This window comes from Oceanicoccus sp. KOV_DT_Chl (genome assembly GCF_900120175.1).
Classification (GTDB): Bacteria; Pseudomonadota; Gammaproteobacteria; order Pseudomonadales; family Dasaniaceae; genus Oceanicoccus.
In genome coordinates, this window is the sequence record NZ_FQLF01000002.1 from 2,347,020 (window position 1) to 2,362,592 (window position 15,573).

Here is a 15,573-nt window from a genome sequence, read left to right on the forward strand (position 1 = left end):
TAAAAATTGAAGAACATCTAGGAGAAGCATGGTGAGTAAATTAACTGGTGAATATTACGTTGAGAATCTGAGTGCCGATGAACGGAAAATTCAGGAGATCGTAGAAAGCATCCTGCCGTCGTTAAAAGAAAAATCAATCGAAGTGGATATCTCCGCAGAATTTTATCGCCCTCATGTAAAAACACTTGCCGATGTTGGATTGATGGGGTTGATGGTACCTAAAGAGTACGGTGGTTTAGGTGGTGGATTACGCGATCTTTGTGCTTCGGTATTTGCCATCAGTACTGCCTGTCCTTCTACTGCGATGGCTTACTTTTTTCAGTGTTCTTCGACATCGCGTGGTGTGCTGTTATTAAAGGCGATTGAAGCGGGTTTGTTTGAAGATAAAGATGAAGAAGCGCGCGCCAAAGCTTGGGCTGAAAGATTATTGCGTATTATTGGCGAAGGCAAAAACTGGACGGGTAACTTTACTTCAGAGGGTGCCAAGTCAGAAAAGGCCAAGCTAACAATCGAAACTGTCGCTAAAAAAGTGGACGGCGGTTATGTATTGAACGGAGTAAAATCTTTCGCTTGTGCCTACGATGTTGCCAATTACTATTTGGTTACCGCCTCGCTCGAAGGCACTGATGATGCTGGAGGTTTGTGTACTTTTATTGTGGATAGTAAAACCGAAGGTTTGGATCGTCGGATTAAATGGGATGCAATGGGCTTGCGTGGTAGTGCGACTGACGGTTTGGTGATGACAGATGTTTTTGTGCCGCAGGACATGTGTCTGGATATTCAAGGGGCATTCGTGAAATCAATGTCAATGTCGCGCGGATCTTTTGTAGGTAATCAGGTTGCAGGTCCCGCAGTCTATTTAGGTGTGGCCCACTCCATCTATGAAGAAACCAAAAAGAATTTACGTACTAAAACCTATAAGGATACCGGCGCCACTTATGCAACTAATCCGGTGTATCAAAATATTTTTGGTCAGATGATGCAGGATTATCATACGGCAGTATTATTTATGCGTCGACAGCTGGATCTGGAAACTTCAGAGCCACCTATTTTGCCAAAGGATGAAGTTGTTAAGTTGTGGCGTTTAAGCAAGGGTATTATTGCTGAGGCGGCGTTTGGTGTGGCGCAGGGTGCTTTAAAAATTGCTGGTACCTCCGGTACTTTGGGTACAGCGCCACAGTCTCGTGCCATGCGTGATATCGGCATGGGGTTGGTGCAGGGCTTTTCGCCTGAAATGGGTAGAGCTGATGCGGCTAAAACTGAATTGTTGGAACAAGCTGAGGCTCAATTTGCTGCGGCAAAAAAATAGTAATCGTTGCAGTTGGTTAACGAGTCTTGAAAATTGTTGTGAAAAGGTTGTGAAGTGATCGCATGATTGAACGTGGTTTGATAATTGGTGGTGTCGAGCAGGCAGCCGCCTCAGGTGAAACTTTTGATGTTTTGTCCCCGGCAACTGAGCAGGTTATTGGTAGGGTTGCTCGTGGTGCTAAAGCAGATGTCGATTTGGCGGTAGCTGCTGCACGTAACGGTTTTACCCAGTGGCACCGCCTGACGCCTAGCGCACGTGAAGCTGTTCTGTTGCGTGCAGCCGATATTATGGCAGAGCAGGGTGAGCAGCGTTATCTCGACTTATTAATCGATGAAAGTGGCTCGGTCATTAATAAGGCTCGTTATGAAATCGCTCGCACCGCGGATTTATTACGAGCCGCTGCTGGTGAAGTTCGTCGTTTGTATGGCGAGACCATGCCGAATGACAGCCCCGATAGAATTTCCATGGTTTTCCGTGAGCCTTTGGGGGTTGTCGCTGCCATAGTGCCTTATAACGCACCATTGCTATTGCTGACCAAAATGACGGCATTTCCGCTGGCAGCGGGCAATAGTATTGTCATTAAACCCTCGGAAGAAACCCCGCTAATTGCCATTGAATATGCCAAGTTACTGGTAGAGGCTGGATTACCTGCTGATGCCGTTAGTGTAGTTACAGGATTTGGTGCGGAGTGCGGTTCGCCATTAGTTGAGCATGATGATATCAACGCTATCGCCTTAACCGGTTCTACGGCTACCGGTAAAGCGATTGGAAAAATCGCGATGGAAAAAATGCGTCCGACCCAATTAGAGTTGGGTGGAAAATCTGCCTTAGTAGTACTGAATGATTTTGATGCTAAGTCCGCCGCTAAAATTGCCATCGAAGGGATGTTTACCCACGCCGGTCAAATTTGTATGGCTAACTCAAGGATCGTTGTTGAGGCTGGTATTTTTGATGAATTTATTGCTGAACTTAAAGCAGGTTGCGAACAATTGGTTGTAGGTGATGTGCGCGATACAAAATCGGCGTACGGCCCGTTGATTAATCGCAATGCCTTAAACAAAGTGCTCGCTCATATTGAAGATGCAAAAAGTCGTGGTACCGCTTTGCTGACCGGTGGTGAAGTGCATCAAGGTTTGACGCTGCAACCAACCGTGTTGCTGGAGCCTTCTCGTGAAGCGACAGCCTGGCGGGATGAAAGCTTTGGCCCACTTACCAGCGTGGTTAAGGCGCAGGACCTGGATGATGCTATCGCATTAGCCAACGACAGTGTGTTTGCGTTATCGGCGGCAGTGTTAACCCATAATATTCAACGCGGTTTTAAAGCGGCTCGTGAAATTCGTTCCGGTGCGGTCCATATTGGCATGCACTCTTTTCAGAGTAATGCGATGGCGCCAATAGGTGGTATGGGTGATTCCGGTATCGGTCGCAGCGGTGGTAAATACAGCACAGAGGAATTTACTGAGCTGAAGTGGATCAGTGTTGAGTTAGGTGGTTAATTTCAATCCCATGAGCATTCGTCGCGATTATATTGATACAGCTATTGGTCAAATACACTATCGAAGCAGTGGTGATAGCCGTTTAGGCGTACCGCTAATTTTATTGCATCAGGTTCCTAGTTCTTCCGCTATGTATGATGCATTGCTGACGGAATTGGCGGAAGACTATTGGATGATTGCGCCGGACATGCCGGGTTTTGGTGGCAGTGATCCTTTGCCGGGCAGTATAACCATTGAAGCTATTGCTAAAGTATTTCACGAAGCGTTGTCTAACTTGGGGGTTAGCCAATGTTACCTGTTTGGCCATCACACCGGTGCCTCAGTTGCGGTGCAACTGGAATATGATTTTCCTGGCGTATGTAAAAAAATGGCGCTGTCTGGTCCGACCTTGCTTAATGATAGCTTGCGTGAATTACTGCCGACAATTTCCTGTGCTTTTCCTGTGCAGGAAGATGGTAGCCATTTAATACAAATGTGGCAGCGTATTCGTGGTAAGGATAACGATGCGCCACTGAGTATAAGTCAGCGTGAAACGTTGCTGGGTATTGAGTTGGGGGAGCGCTACCCCGATGCCTACATGGCTGTTATTGCGCAAGATTACGCTACCCAGTTGGCCGCTATACAATGCCCAACACTTATTTTTGCTGGTACTCAAGACCCTTTGTACGGTCAGTTGGATGATGCGCTGGCTTTGTTGTCGCAAGGGACGAGGAAAGAAATTAAAGATGGTCGTACTTACGGCTGTGAGCGGGATGCCGACAAAATGGCGGTCCTGCTAAAGGATTTTTTTCAATAAATTTTAGCTACTGAGAGATATTATGGATCTGGAACGCAAAGCCCTTGGCTTGGGTGATAAGCCTGCACTGGTGTTAGTTGATATGATCAATGGCTTTACCAGTTCAAAATGTCCGTTGGGAACCGATTGCCCTGAAGTGGTGGCGGCTAATAAAACGTTGTTGGAAGCATTTAGAGCCAAAGGGCTACCGGTGTTTTTTACTACCGTTGTTTATCGTAATGATGATGACGCCACTGTTTTTCGTGGCCGTATTAGTGCGCTGAATGTTTTAACGCCTGACTCTGACTGGGTGTTGGTTGACCCTGAGTTGGAGCCTATTGATGGTGAAGTATTAATCGAGAAATGTTGGGCGAGTTCGTTTTTTAAAACGGATTTGGATCAACAGCTTCGAGCCATTGGTGCTGACTCTATAGTGGTCACAGGGCTAACGACTAGTGGTTGTGTGCGAGCCACAGTAGTTGATGGCTTGCAGAATAATTACCCGGTAGTGGTGCCTGTTGAGGCGGTCGGAGATCGCAATCAGGAAGCGCATGAAGCAAATTTACACGACATGCACGCGAAATATGCTGAAGTGCAAACTGTGCAAGATGTAATTAATCATTTAAATAGCATGTAATTGCTACTTCACGGTCGTCCGTTATGGATAAAGTCACCATCGTTCTAGTTACGCTGGTTGTTTATAAAATCTTTTTGATCGGTGTAGGGTTGTGGGCGCAGCGGCGTACTCACGATGAAGCAGATTTTTTTCTTGGCGGTCGTGGTCTAGGTCCCGTTGTCGCCGCTATTAGCTACTCGGCGAGTTCATCTTCTGCCTGGACTTTGTTGGGCGTCAGTGGGGCGGCCTTTGTGATGGGCTTGTCTGCTATATGGCTGGTGATTGGCGCTGTTTTGGGAATGTTATTCGCGTGGGTTTTTGTTGGTCAGCGATTAATGGTATTTAGTCGCGAGCATAATTTGCTGACCTTGACAGACTTTCTTGCACTGGGTGCTGAGGGTTTTTGGCGCAAGGCTATTGTTTACTCCGCGTCCATTATCATTATTTTTGCTTTTTCTTTTTATGTTGCCGCTCAATTTCAAGGGGCTGGCAATACCTTTCACCAGACGTTTAATATTTCAATGACTAACAGCATTGTGCTTGGTGCGGTCATTATAATGATTTATACCTTTCTCGGTGGTTTTTGGGCCGTCAGTGTGACGGATACAGTGCAGGGGTTTTTAATGGCCATAGCGGCTATTTTGTTGCCTACTGCTGCACTGATTGCTGTGGGAGGTATTGATGGTTTTGTTACCGGCCTGCAGGCGGTGAGTACACCTGAGCAAATGAGTTTCACCGGCGCTTTTTCGGGGTGGACGGCACTGGGGTTTGTATTAGGAGCAACCGGTGTGGCGTTCGGTACCTTCGGTCAGCCGCATTTGTTGGTGCGTTTTATGGCTCTAAGAGATGAAAAATCACTGCGACAGGCGCGGTTAATTACGGTGTTATGGTTTTTTGTTGTGTTTGGTGGCATGTGTTTTGTTGGCTTGGTTGGTCATATACTGATTCCGGAAGTTGTAAACCCAGAGTATATTTTCTTTGAATTAACAGATTATTTATTTCCGCCGGTGATTGCCGCGGTACTAGTGGCTGCAGTGTTGTCCGCGATTATGTCGACCGCAGATAGCCAATTGTTGGTGGGGGCGTCGGCAGTATCTTATGACTTGGGTTTAAGTAAGCGGTTTCCCAGTAAGGCGCTATTGATCTCTCGTTTAGCGATTGCAATACTGGTGGTGTTGGCGGTGGTGGTTTCATTAACTTTGCCATCGACTATTTTTAAGCGTGCGTTATTGGCGTGGACAGCCTTGGGCGCTGCGTTTGGGCCGTTAGTATTGTTGCGGGTGTCGGGGGTGAATATCGTACCTAAAGGTGTATTTTTCGGTATGGTTACTGGCTTTACATTGGCAGTATTTTTTCACTTCAATCCCGGAAGTTTTGTCCAAAATTATATTTCTGACAGTTTGCCTGCGACAATTTTTGAGCGAATTTTATCGTTTGTAGCGGGCTTGGTCGTGCTGCTGTTTTTTCGCCAGCGGCAATTACTAAATGAGAAGGTCGTATGAGTGTAGTGGTATCCCTGCAGCAGATTGTTGGTGAGCAGTATTGTTTGCTTGATGAAGAAAGCCGTGTGTTTTATTCCATGGATATATGGAGTCGTGGTGAAACTGCAATAGCTGTAGTGCAGCCGGAAAATGCGGAGCAATTGTCGCAGGTGGTGGCTGCAGCCACTACCGCAGGACATGCTGTCATAGCGCGTGGTGGCGGTATGTCTTATACCAAAGCCTATACACCTGATCACCCTGATGCGGTGATGATTGATTGTTCGCGGATGAATAAAATTATCGAGATCAATCGCGAAGATATGTATGTCACGGTAGAGGCTGGTTGTACATGGAAGGCATTGCACGAAGCCTTAAAGGGCAGCGGCGTAAGAACGCCATATTGGGGACCGCTATCGGGTATAAAAGCAACAGTGGGTGGAAGTGTTTCGCAAAATAGTATTTTCTGGGGTGGTGGTAGTTACGGCAGTGCTGCTGACTCGGTAGTCAGTATGGATGTGGTAGTGGCTGATGGTACCATTTTGTCTACAGGTTCGGCGGCACAAAAAAATGGGACGCCATTCTTTCGGCATTTTGGACCTGACTTAACGGGCCTGTTTACCTGTGATTGTGGTGCGTTGGGTATTAAGGCTGCAGTGACATTAAGGCTAACACCAGAGCTTGGCGCGCATCGCTATGTTGCTTTTGATTTTGCGGATCATCATGGCTTGCTTGCCACTATGAATGAAATTTCCCGCTCGGCGTTAGCGGCGGAGTGTTTTGGTTTTGATCCTTTGCTCACTGAAATGCGCGCACAGCGCGATAGTTTGGTGAATGATGCTAAAGCGTTTGCTGGAGTACTGAAGAATAGCGGTTCGGTAATGGGCGCGTTAAAGGACGGCGCTAAGTTAGCATTAGCTGGTCGACGTTTTATGAAGGATTTGCGATGGCCGATGTATGTTGTCATTGAGGAGCGAGTTGCTGCCGCAGCTGAAGATGCTTTGGAAAAAGTAGTCGCCATTGGTAAAAAGCATGGTGGTAATGAGGTGGAAAACTCTATCCCTAAAATCATTCGCGCTAATCCATTCGGGCCGGTAAATAATATGATTGGCCCCGGCGGCGAGCGTTGGGCGCCGGTTCATGCATTGATGCCCTTATCAAAAGCGAGTGCGGCTACGGAAGCGGTGTTGGCGATTTTTGCCAAGCATGCAGCTCTCATTGAACAATATCAAATTAAAACCGGTTTTCTTTATAATAATGTATCGACTAATTGTATTGCAGTGGAGCCGTTGTTTTTTTGGCCGGATGCAGTGGATGAAATACAAAAGGCCAGTGTAGAGCCAGCTTTCTATCAAAAAGTGGTTAAGCATAATGAGGATCTAGTCGCGCGTGCAGCAGTGGCGAAGATTAGGCAAGAAGTAGCGGATCTGTTTAGTGAGATGGGCGGTGTGCATTTACAAGTAGGCCGGTCTTACCATTATAAAACCGGCTTAAAGAAGAATGCTTTTGACTTAGTGGCGAGTATTAAAAAAGTTGTAGACCCGAATGGAAAAATTAATCCAGGGGTATTAGGTTTATAGTTGTTAACGTTAAACGCACACACGATTTAATTCGGTATTTACTTTGTGTGCGATTTCTTGCTGGTCATGAGCTTGTTCGGCAATGACACCCAGGCCGGCACTAACTTCCCTGATTTGCTCCGCGATGGCGGTCATTTGTTTATTAATATCTTCAGTAGCACTGGTCTGCACACTCGTGCCTTGATCGATTTGGCTGGCTAAACTATTGACCTCACCCACAATGGATTGGACTTGTTGCAAAACCGATTCAACTTGCTGGCTTTGTTCAAGACTGTTGCGGCTCAAAGTCAGACCCTGTTCCATTGCCTTTACAGCACTGCGCGCTTTTTCTTGTAGCCCTTCTACCATGGTTTGAATTTCACCGGTAGAATCTTGAGTGCGGTGGGCCAGTGCGCGAACTTCATCTGCTACTACCGCAAAGCCGCGACCTTGCTCACCGGCTCGGGCGGCTTCGATGGCAGCGTTCAAGGCTAGCAAATTAGTTTGTTCGGCAATGCCGCCGATAACATCAAGTACTGAGCCAATTTGAGCGCTTTCTTCCTGAAGCCGGGCGATGTTGGCGCTCATGGTTTCTACATTACTCACTAGCTCTTTCATAGATGCTTGATTGGCATCTGAAGCGGCACAGCCTAGTTCAAGCGAGTCAATGACTTCGCCCACAGTGCTAGTAATTTGGTGTGTGTTGTCAGATAAGGTAGAGGAAGTAGCGGTAATTTGGCTAAGTGATTCAGCTACGGTTAGCACAGACTGATTGCTGCTTTCTAGCTGGGCTACAGATGATGACATGCGTTGTGCCTGGTTTTCTGCACCCTGTAACACTTGATCGGCATCGGTACGAATATTGGATAACACTTCACGTAGGTTACCAATGAAGTTGCTTAGGTTATTGGTGATTTGCGCTAATTCATCATTGGCTGTATCACGTAATGGGTTTGAAGGTGCTGTTTCTGTGCTGATAATCAGTGAGAGGTAGCGGCCTAGCGCTTCCAGTCTGTTGCTTGCCAGACTTTTTAAGCTTACAGCACTAACGATTACCATAAGGGCCAAACTGATGACCAAATTAATCAGGCCCTCGCTGCCGCTAATAAAGACGTTGGCTAATATAAGAAGGATGGCGGTAATGCCAATGGGTAACAGTGCGCGCCCGATCAGGCTGCTGCTTAATATGGACATGGTTATTGATACTCTGATTAGGTCTGGATGACTGTTAATTATAGGAGAAGTATTAACATATAGCGGTAAAATAACCAATAACTTAAGGCTTTTGCTGAGATTATTGGGGTGTCAGTAATATCTTCAAACTTGCAGCTAAAGTCGCTAATATAGGCATTGTTATACGCGATAACAATATAATACGTTAACCACTTCTAAATTCCGGCCACTGTGAACACTTCGTCAATGTTAGCTATTTTAAATCATATCGAGCGAGTGCTATGCAATAGTGCCCTAGCCTTGTTAGCGTTGGTGCTATTTGCCGATGTGTTACTCCGGACTTTATTTGGAAACGGCTTAAGCTGGGCGCATCAAGTGGCGGTATATGCCAATATCGTGGTTTCCTTGTTGGGATTAGGTTTAGCTTCTGCCAATGGTAGCCATTTGCGCCCGCGATTTGCCGACCATTGGCTACCACGGGCCTGGGAGCCGCAGATACAGCGCTTGGCTGCGTTGCTTAGTGCTATGTTGCTTGGGTTTTTTGCTTTTTTAGGTGTGCAGTTGGTGTTGGAGAGCTACGCGCTGGCTGAGAAGTCTAGTGTGTTGTTAATACCGGTATGGCCGGTGCAGTTGTTATTACCGCTGGCTTTTGTTTTGTCGAGCATCCGCTACTTGTTGTTTTCATTTTATCCCGCATTGCAGCCCGTAAATGAGTCGGTGGAGTAGTGGTGACGATTCTCGGCTTGATAGTGCTGGTGTTGTTGTTGCTATTGTTGCGACAGCCAGTGATGATAATTTTGATGGCAGTACTGGCCTACTGTTATTACTTCTTTAGTGATAGTGAATTACGTTTTATTCTGCTGGATGCGTGGGGGGCATTAAACAAAGAAGTATTGCTCTCTATTCCACTGTATATCTTGGCCGGTAATTTAATGAGTGCCGGTTCTATGGCCAGCCGTATCACCGATGTGTTGCGAGAAGTGACCATTATAATACCAGGTGGCCTAGCGCTATCGGCAGTGCTGGCTTGCGCAATTTTTGCTGCTATGTCCGGGTCCTCCACGGTGACATTGTTAGCAGTCGGTAGCGTCCTGTATCCGGCTTTAATTGAGGCGGGTTATCCCAAGCGTTTGTCCATAGGCGTACTTTGTGCCGCTGGCACGCTGGGTATTATTATTCCGCCTAGTATCCCGCTTATTTTATATGGTGTGATGACCAAGGCTTCAATTGTTGATTTATTTCTCGCGGGCTTCGGGCCGGCACTACTACTAACGTTCATTATTTCAGCTTATGTTTTATTTAAATGCCGACATATGCCAACGGGGCGTTACTCAGTCGCGTTGTGGCATAGTTTAAAACGTAGCATATTGGCGTTGTTGGCGCCTGCTTTAGTATTGGGTGGCATATACAGTGGTTTTTTTACTGCTACTGAGGCGGCGGTAGTAGCCGTTTTTTATACATTGTTTATACAATTATTTGTTTATAAAGAAATGCAAATAAACGATGTATTAAAAATTACGGAAAAGACCTGCACGTTAATTGGCGGTTTATTTCCAGTGTTGATGCTAGCCGTTTGTCTGAATATGTTTCTTACCTACCAGCAGCTTCCCGACCAGTTAGTGGCCACAATGCTGCAATATATTGATAGTAAGTTAAGTTTTTTACTGGCTAGTAATATCCTGCTGTTATTAACTGGCAGTATTATTGATATTGGTTCGGCTATTTTGATTTTAGCGCCATTACTAAAGCCTGTTGCCAATAGCCTGGGGATAGATACCATTCACTTTGGTATTATGATGATTGTGAATTTGGAAATCGGGTATTTAACGCCGCCTATGGGTCTGAATTTAATTATTGCCATGGGCGCTTTTAGGGAAAGTTTCTGGGAGATATGCAAGGCGGCGGTGCCTTTTATGGGCTTGATGTTAATTGGCTTAATAATAGTTGCGGCTGTACCCGAGATTAGTTTGTTTTTACTTTAAGTGTCACCCGTTCTGGTGCTGAAATTTACAGGGAGAGTGAAATGCCGTTTATTGATTGTGTCGATGAAATAACAATCGAAGCGCCAGCCTCAATGGTATACCAGGTAGTGGCTAACTATCCGCAATGGAAAAAGTGGATACCTGTTTACCAGTGTTCTCTTATTAATCAAGATAGCGTGGTTGTGGGGGCGCAGCTGCGTCATCAGTATGGTTATAAACCAATAATTCTCAGTGATTTTGTTCGGCAAATTGATGCCATGATTCCCGGTGAAAGCATTGAGGAGTCTTATATTGAGGGCGATCTTATTGGTAAAGGCATTTGGCGCTTTCTAGAAAAAAATAATAAAACCACTGTATCTTTTCATTGTGCGGTGCAATCCAATAAAGTCTTTTCTCATTTGTCTTTTTTGTTGATGGGGAAAATGGCGCATCGAAATGTCTATAAGCCGCTACTGAAAAAATTAAAAGAGCATTGTGAGTCACTAGTGGCGATCGAGTGAAGCAGAAAAAGTGATTAGTTTAATCGGGATAAGGCCCAGTTAATGTGCTCCGCGACCATAGTAGACGCCTGTTTTTTTTTGGCTTCAAGTGCAGCAATGACGGCAGGATTTTTAGGCCCATTACCCAGCGCAACAGCAATATTGCGCTGCCAGCAGTCATAACCAATGCGCCGAATGGCTGAGCCCTCGGTACGTTGTAAAAATTCTTGCTCATCCCAGTTAAATAAATCCAGTAATTGTGCTGACTGTAAATCGTTGCGCGGTTGGAAGTCGTCTTCTTGCGAGGGTTTAGAAAATTTATTCCAGGGGCATACTAGCTGACAGTCATCGCAACCGTAAATGCGATTGCCCATTAACGGGCGCAATTCTTCTGGAATGCTGTCTTTTAGTTCAATGGTTAGATAAGAAATACAACGGCGCGCATCCACTTGGTTGGGGCCGACGATGGCGCCAGTGGGGCAGTCATCAATACAGGCGGTGCAGCTACCGCAGTGCATGGTTTGTTGTGCTGGGTCCGCAGGTAGTGGCAAGTCGGTATAAATCTCGCCAAGGAAAAACCAGGAACCTGCCTGTGAGTTGATTAGCATAGTGTTTTTGCCAATCCAGCCGAGACCGGCGTTTTCTGCCAGTGCCCTTTCCAGTACAGGTGCGCTATCGACAAATGCGCGGTGGTTGTGTTGACCGGCAACAGCGGAAATTTTTTCGGCTAATTTAGCCAGGCGTTTACGCATTAATTTATGATAATCCCGACCGAGGGCATAGCGTGAGACATAGGCTTGGCTGGGGTTGTTGAGCACCTCAGTCATGTCGTCAGTATCGGGCAAGTAGTCCATGCGGGCACTGATCACGCGGATAGTGCCAGGTAATAACTGCTCTGGATTGGAGCGCTTGTCACCGTGGCTCTCCATATAGTGCATGTCGCCATGGAAGTTTTTTTCCAGCCAGTGCTGTAAGTGCGCTCTGTGTTCGCCTAAATCAATGTCGCTGATGCCGATTTGCTGAAAACCCAACTCAGCGCCCCAGTGGCGAATATCCTCGACCAGGCGGTATAAGTCGATGGTATGGACATCAGGCTTATTGTCGGTGTTAGATGTGGGATTATTGACCATGGCGGCTATTGGGTTTCGTAGTAATGCGATGCATCATTTATAATGAAAACTATTCTGACAGATTGCGACATTAAAGTAATGAACAGTCATCAACCCTTACCGACAAACTTATACCGCGCGGCGGCCGTTCGTGAACTGGATCGGCTGGCCATTGAGCAGGGGGGGATTGCTGGTTTTACGCTGATGCGCCGGGCTGGCAAGGCCGCTTTTAATGTATTGCAGGAAGCCTGGCCTGAGTTGGAGCGCATCACAGTGTTTTGCGGCACCGGTAATAATGGCGGGGATGGCTATGTGATGGCATCACTGGCGCGCCAGCAGGGTATTGCAGTGCAAGTGGTGCAGTGCGGCGACGCTGAAAAAATTCAGGGTGATGCGTTGCAAGCACGTAAATTGGCGCTGCAGGATGGTGTTGAGGTTATTGCCTTTTCTGAGTCTGTCATCATTCAGCAAGGCGTCATTGTTGATGCTTTGCTGGGAACCGGCTTAAGCGGTGAGCTACGGGCCGACGCGCTGACAGCAATTGCGGCGATGAATGCTAGCGACTGCCCTGTACTGGCCGTGGATATCCCTTCGGGGTTGTGCAGTGACACCGGCCGGGTGATGTCTTCAGCAGGTAATAATAGTGCAGTCTATGCGGAGCATACGACTAGTTTTATTGGCTTTAAGCAAGGCCTGTTGACGGGGCCGCACCGGCGTACACAGGCACTGTCCATTTTTTTGATTTGCGGGTTCCCGCAATGATTTTTGGTCAGGTGGCTGCTAGTAGTGAACGATTGGATTTAGCCGCATTAATGAAGCACCTTCCCGCTCGGGCAACAACAGCCCATAAAGGACATGGTGGGCATGTCATGATTACCGGCGGCGATGCAGGTATGGCCGGCGCGGCGGTAATGGCGTCGCAAGCGGCCTGCCGAGTCGGCGCCGGACTTATTTCCTGTGCGACACGTCCCGAACATATCCCTGCATTGATCAGCCGCTGCCCTGAAGTGATGGCTCATGGTGTTATTTCCGGGCAGGAGCTGGCAGAGCTATTGCCCAGAGCTAATGCTGTGGTGGTTGGGCCAGGCTTGGGTCAGGCGGCGTGGGGTGAACAATTATTTCAGCAAGTGTGCCAGTTGGATGTGCCTTTGGTAGTGGATGCTGATGCGCTTAATATGTTGGCTGCAAGAACTTTTATAAAGGAATGTACCCGCGACAAGTGGATATTAACGCCGCATCCCGGTGAGGCGGCCAGATTGTTGAATTGTTCGGTCGCCGAAATCCAGCAAGACCGTTTTGCAGCCGTTATTGAATTACAACGTCGTTATGGCGGGGCAGTCATTTTAAAAGGCGCGGGTACTTTAGTGGCTGATAGTGAGCACCAATTGCCAGCACTTTGTGCTTATGGCAACCCGGGCATGGCCAGCGGCGGCATGGGCGATGTGCTTAGTGGCGTGCTGGGTGCTTTATTGGCACAAGGCTTGTCGGTTGCCGATGCAGCCAGACTAGGTGTGTGCTTGCATGGTGCGGCGGCAGATTTGGCTGCTTTAGATGGTCAGCGTGGGATGCTGGCGACAGATTTGCTGCCTCATTTACGTCATTTGGTGAATGAATAACTGGATGACCTATTTTATATGAATACCCTGCAAGCAAACGCGTTCGAATTCTCTATTCAATTATTGGGCGAAGCTGCCATGGTCGCGTTTGGTGCTGAGCTGGGCCGCGCCTGTCTCCAGCGGCAAGTAGTCATTTTTCTGGATGGCGACTTGGGTATGGGTAAAACCACCTTGAGTCGGGGCGTATTACAGGCTTTTGGTCATCAAGGGGCGGTAAAAAGCCCGACCTATACGCTGGTCGAACCTTATGAGTTTAATGATGCTAGTGTCTACCATTTCGATTTATACCGTCTGGGAGATCCAGAAGAATTGGAATATATGGGGATACGCGACTATTTTGAGTCTAAAAATAGCCTATGCTTAGTAGAGTGGGCGGAAAAAGGGGCGATGTTTTTGCCCATGGCGGATTTAGTGGTTAGGATACAGGCCATCAGTGACGGGCGGGATTTAGTTATTGTTAGCCAGACAAAAACCGGAGCGGCGATATTGAAGTTGCTGGCCACTAGCCATAATAATTAACGGTTGATCGAAGTGGTTGTTGTTACGGCGGCATCGATTGGCAATAAAGTTGACCAGAACGAGAATTAATAAAGAGTGATGCGGTTAAATCAATCTTTCGAACAGCTGCTTTGGTGTGTAAACATCAAGGTCTTTCGCCCCTTGAAAAAGGCTTATCTTCCGGTATTCCTGCTGCTGCCAATGTATTGGACTGTGTTTGCACAAGCGGCGACAGTGGACGATGTACGGGTCTGGCGGGCACCGGATCACACCCGGGTGGTCTTGGAATTATCTGCACCCACTTCCCATAAAGTCATTACGCTGGCAGCACCGAATCGTATTGTGGTGGATATTGATAATGCCACTCTTAAAGCCAAGTTGACGCAGTTGGATTTGCAAGGCAGTCCTATCTCAAGGGTGCGCTCAGGTATTAAAGATAAGTCGGATCTGCGTTTGGTTCTGGATGTGAATAGTGACGTTAAGCCGCGCAGCTTTTTACTAAAGGCCAATCAGGAATTTAAGGATCGATTGGTAGTTGACTTGTACGACAAAAACACCAGCCAGCCGGTAGTAAAGCATGTCGATGATCAAAGTTTACGGGATATTATTATTGCTATCGATGCCGGGCATGGCGGCGAAGATCCCGGTGCCAGTGGTGCTAATAAATTGCGTGAAAAGCACGTGGTGCTTGAAATAGCCAAAGAACTTAATTATCTATTGGGTAAAGAAAAGGGTTATAAGCCAGTACTGGTTCGTACTGGTGATTATTATGTTGGCCTCCAGCAGCGTCGCAATATTGCCCGTAAATCGCAGGCTGATTTGATGGTTTCAATTCATGCCGATGCGTTTAGTGATCACCGCGCTTATGGCTCCTCTGTTTATGCTTTGTCTCGCAGGGGTGCCTCTAGCGCCATGGCGCAAGTGTTAGCCAATGATGCGAATAACTCGGATTTGGTTGGGGGGGTTAGCCTCAGCGATAAAGATGATGTGTTGGCCGGTGTACTGGCCGATTTATCGATGTCGGCCAGTTTGGATGTGAGTACTCAGGTGGGTTTCCAGGTTGTGGGACAAATGGGTAAGATTTCTCGCTTGCATAGTAAAAAAGTGGAGCTGGCTAATTTCTCGGTATTACGCTCCCCGGATGTGCCGTCAATTTTAGTTGAGACCGGTTTTATCTCTAATCCTAATGAAGCTAAAAAACTCAGTACGAAAACCTATCAGCGGCAAATGGCCAGAGCCATTTTTAATGGTATTACCAGTCATTTTTCCACCAGCCCTCCGCATGATACTTACTTGGCCAGTAAAAAGCGTGACAGTAATTTGCATGTTGAATATGTGATTAGCCGAGGTGATACTCTGTCGGGAATTGCACTGCGCTATCAAGTCAGTGTGTCGTCTATCCGTGAAAAAAATGCTCTGGCTTCCAACACGATTAAAGTGGGGCAAAGAATATTAATACCTGCTTCCTGAGTGGTCGTTTGCC

At 47.1% G+C, this 15,573-nt stretch carries 15 protein-coding genes; 13 read left to right on the forward strand and 2 right to left on the reverse strand.

Translation table 11 applies throughout. From position 1 onward, the window contains the following. Positions 1-31 precede the first annotated feature (31 nt). From UNITIG_RS14890 to UNITIG_RS14915, 6 genes are all read left to right on the forward strand, one after another. Entirely contained in the window at positions 32-1,309 is a 1,278-nt protein-coding gene (locus UNITIG_RS14890; RefSeq protein WP_235015407.1) for an acyl-CoA dehydrogenase family protein, read from the forward strand. A 62-nt stretch (positions 1,310-1,371) separates the two neighbouring features. Further along, the gene (locus UNITIG_RS14895) at positions 1,372-2,805 is read left to right on the forward strand and encodes an aldehyde dehydrogenase (RefSeq protein WP_101759096.1); all 1,434 of its coding nucleotides are present in this window, start codon (positions 1,372-1,374) and stop codon (positions 2,803-2,805) included. Between the two features lie 10 nt (positions 2,806-2,815). Then, positions 2,816-3,601, forward strand: coding sequence for an alpha/beta fold hydrolase (locus UNITIG_RS14900; RefSeq protein WP_101759097.1), 786 nt, complete (start codon positions 2,816-2,818; stop codon positions 3,599-3,601). Positions 3,602-3,623: 22 nt separating this feature from the next. Beyond that, complete coding sequence (locus tag UNITIG_RS14905; RefSeq protein WP_101759098.1) at positions 3,624-4,217, forward strand: isochorismatase family protein; 594 nt, start codon at positions 3,624-3,626, stop codon at positions 4,215-4,217. Positions 4,218-4,240: 23 nt separating this feature from the next. After that, positions 4,241-5,698 carry a sodium/proline symporter gene (locus UNITIG_RS14910; RefSeq protein WP_101759099.1) on the forward strand — a complete coding sequence of 486 codons (1,458 nt, stop codon included), beginning with the start codon at positions 4,241-4,243 and terminating at the stop codon, positions 5,696-5,698. Next, positions 5,695-7,254 carry an FAD-binding oxidoreductase gene (locus UNITIG_RS14915; RefSeq protein WP_101759100.1) on the forward strand — a complete coding sequence of 520 codons (1,560 nt, stop codon included), beginning with the start codon at positions 5,695-5,697 and terminating at the stop codon, positions 7,252-7,254. Before UNITIG_RS14910 ends, UNITIG_RS14915 begins: the two co-directional genes overlap by 4 nt. Positions 7,255-7,263: 9 nt before the next feature. Here the strand turns inward: UNITIG_RS14915 and UNITIG_RS14920 are convergent, their stop codons facing one another. Then, the gene (locus UNITIG_RS14920; RefSeq protein ID WP_101759101.1) at positions 7,264-8,427 is read right to left on the reverse strand and encodes a methyl-accepting chemotaxis protein; all 1,164 of its coding nucleotides are present in this window, start codon (positions 8,425-8,427) and stop codon (positions 7,264-7,266) included. A 225-nt stretch (positions 8,428-8,652) separates the two neighbouring features. On the opposite strand from UNITIG_RS14920, the gene UNITIG_RS14925 reads away from it, so the two are divergent. From UNITIG_RS14925 to UNITIG_RS14935, 3 genes are read left to right on the forward strand one after another with little or no spacing between them, the layout of a single operon-like run. Further along, on the forward strand, positions 8,653-9,132 hold the full coding sequence (locus tag UNITIG_RS14925) for a TRAP transporter small permease (RefSeq protein ID WP_101759102.1): 480 nt from the start codon (positions 8,653-8,655) through the stop codon (positions 9,130-9,132). 2 nt (positions 9,133-9,134) lie between these two features. After that, a complete protein-coding gene (locus UNITIG_RS14930) occupies positions 9,135-10,388 on the forward strand; it encodes a TRAP transporter large permease (RefSeq protein WP_101759103.1) in 1,254 nt (417 codons plus the stop codon). Positions 10,389-10,429: 41 nt separating this feature from the next. Beyond that, the gene (locus tag UNITIG_RS14935) at positions 10,430-10,888 is read left to right on the forward strand and encodes an SRPBCC family protein (RefSeq protein WP_101759104.1); all 459 of its coding nucleotides are present in this window, start codon (positions 10,430-10,432) and stop codon (positions 10,886-10,888) included. Between the two features lie 14 nt (positions 10,889-10,902). Here UNITIG_RS14935 and queG read toward each other — a convergent pair whose 3' ends face one another. Next, positions 10,903-11,997: a tRNA epoxyqueuosine(34) reductase QueG gene (gene queG, locus UNITIG_RS14940; protein ID WP_101759105.1), complete on the reverse strand. Its 1,095-nt coding sequence runs from the start codon at positions 11,995-11,997 to the stop codon at positions 10,903-10,905. A gap of 42 nt (positions 11,998-12,039) precedes the next feature. On the opposite strand from queG, the gene UNITIG_RS25645 reads away from it, so the two are divergent. The 4 genes from UNITIG_RS25645 to UNITIG_RS14955 all read left to right on the forward strand — a co-directional run bounded on the left by UNITIG_RS25645 (position 12,040) and on the right by UNITIG_RS14955 (position 15,560). Beyond that, positions 12,040-12,738 (forward strand): NAD(P)H-hydrate epimerase, encoded by a 699-nt coding sequence (locus UNITIG_RS25645; RefSeq protein WP_369809168.1) that lies wholly within the window; start codon positions 12,040-12,042, stop codon positions 12,736-12,738. Then, positions 12,735-13,592 carry an NAD(P)H-hydrate dehydratase gene (locus UNITIG_RS25650; RefSeq protein ID WP_369809169.1) on the forward strand — a complete coding sequence of 286 codons (858 nt, stop codon included), beginning with the start codon at positions 12,735-12,737 and terminating at the stop codon, positions 13,590-13,592. The genes UNITIG_RS25645 and UNITIG_RS25650 overlap by 4 nt, the downstream gene beginning before the upstream one ends. A gap of 18 nt (positions 13,593-13,610) precedes the next feature. Beyond that, positions 13,611-14,111, forward strand: coding sequence for a tRNA (adenosine(37)-N6)-threonylcarbamoyltransferase complex ATPase subunit type 1 TsaE (tsaE, locus tag UNITIG_RS14950; protein ID WP_101759106.1), 501 nt, complete (start codon positions 13,611-13,613; stop codon positions 14,109-14,111). 141 nt (positions 14,112-14,252) lie between these two features. Further along, positions 14,253-15,560: an N-acetylmuramoyl-L-alanine amidase gene (locus UNITIG_RS14955; protein ID WP_235015408.1), complete on the forward strand. Its 1,308-nt coding sequence runs from the start codon at positions 14,253-14,255 to the stop codon at positions 15,558-15,560. Positions 15,561-15,573: the final 13 nt, after the last annotated feature.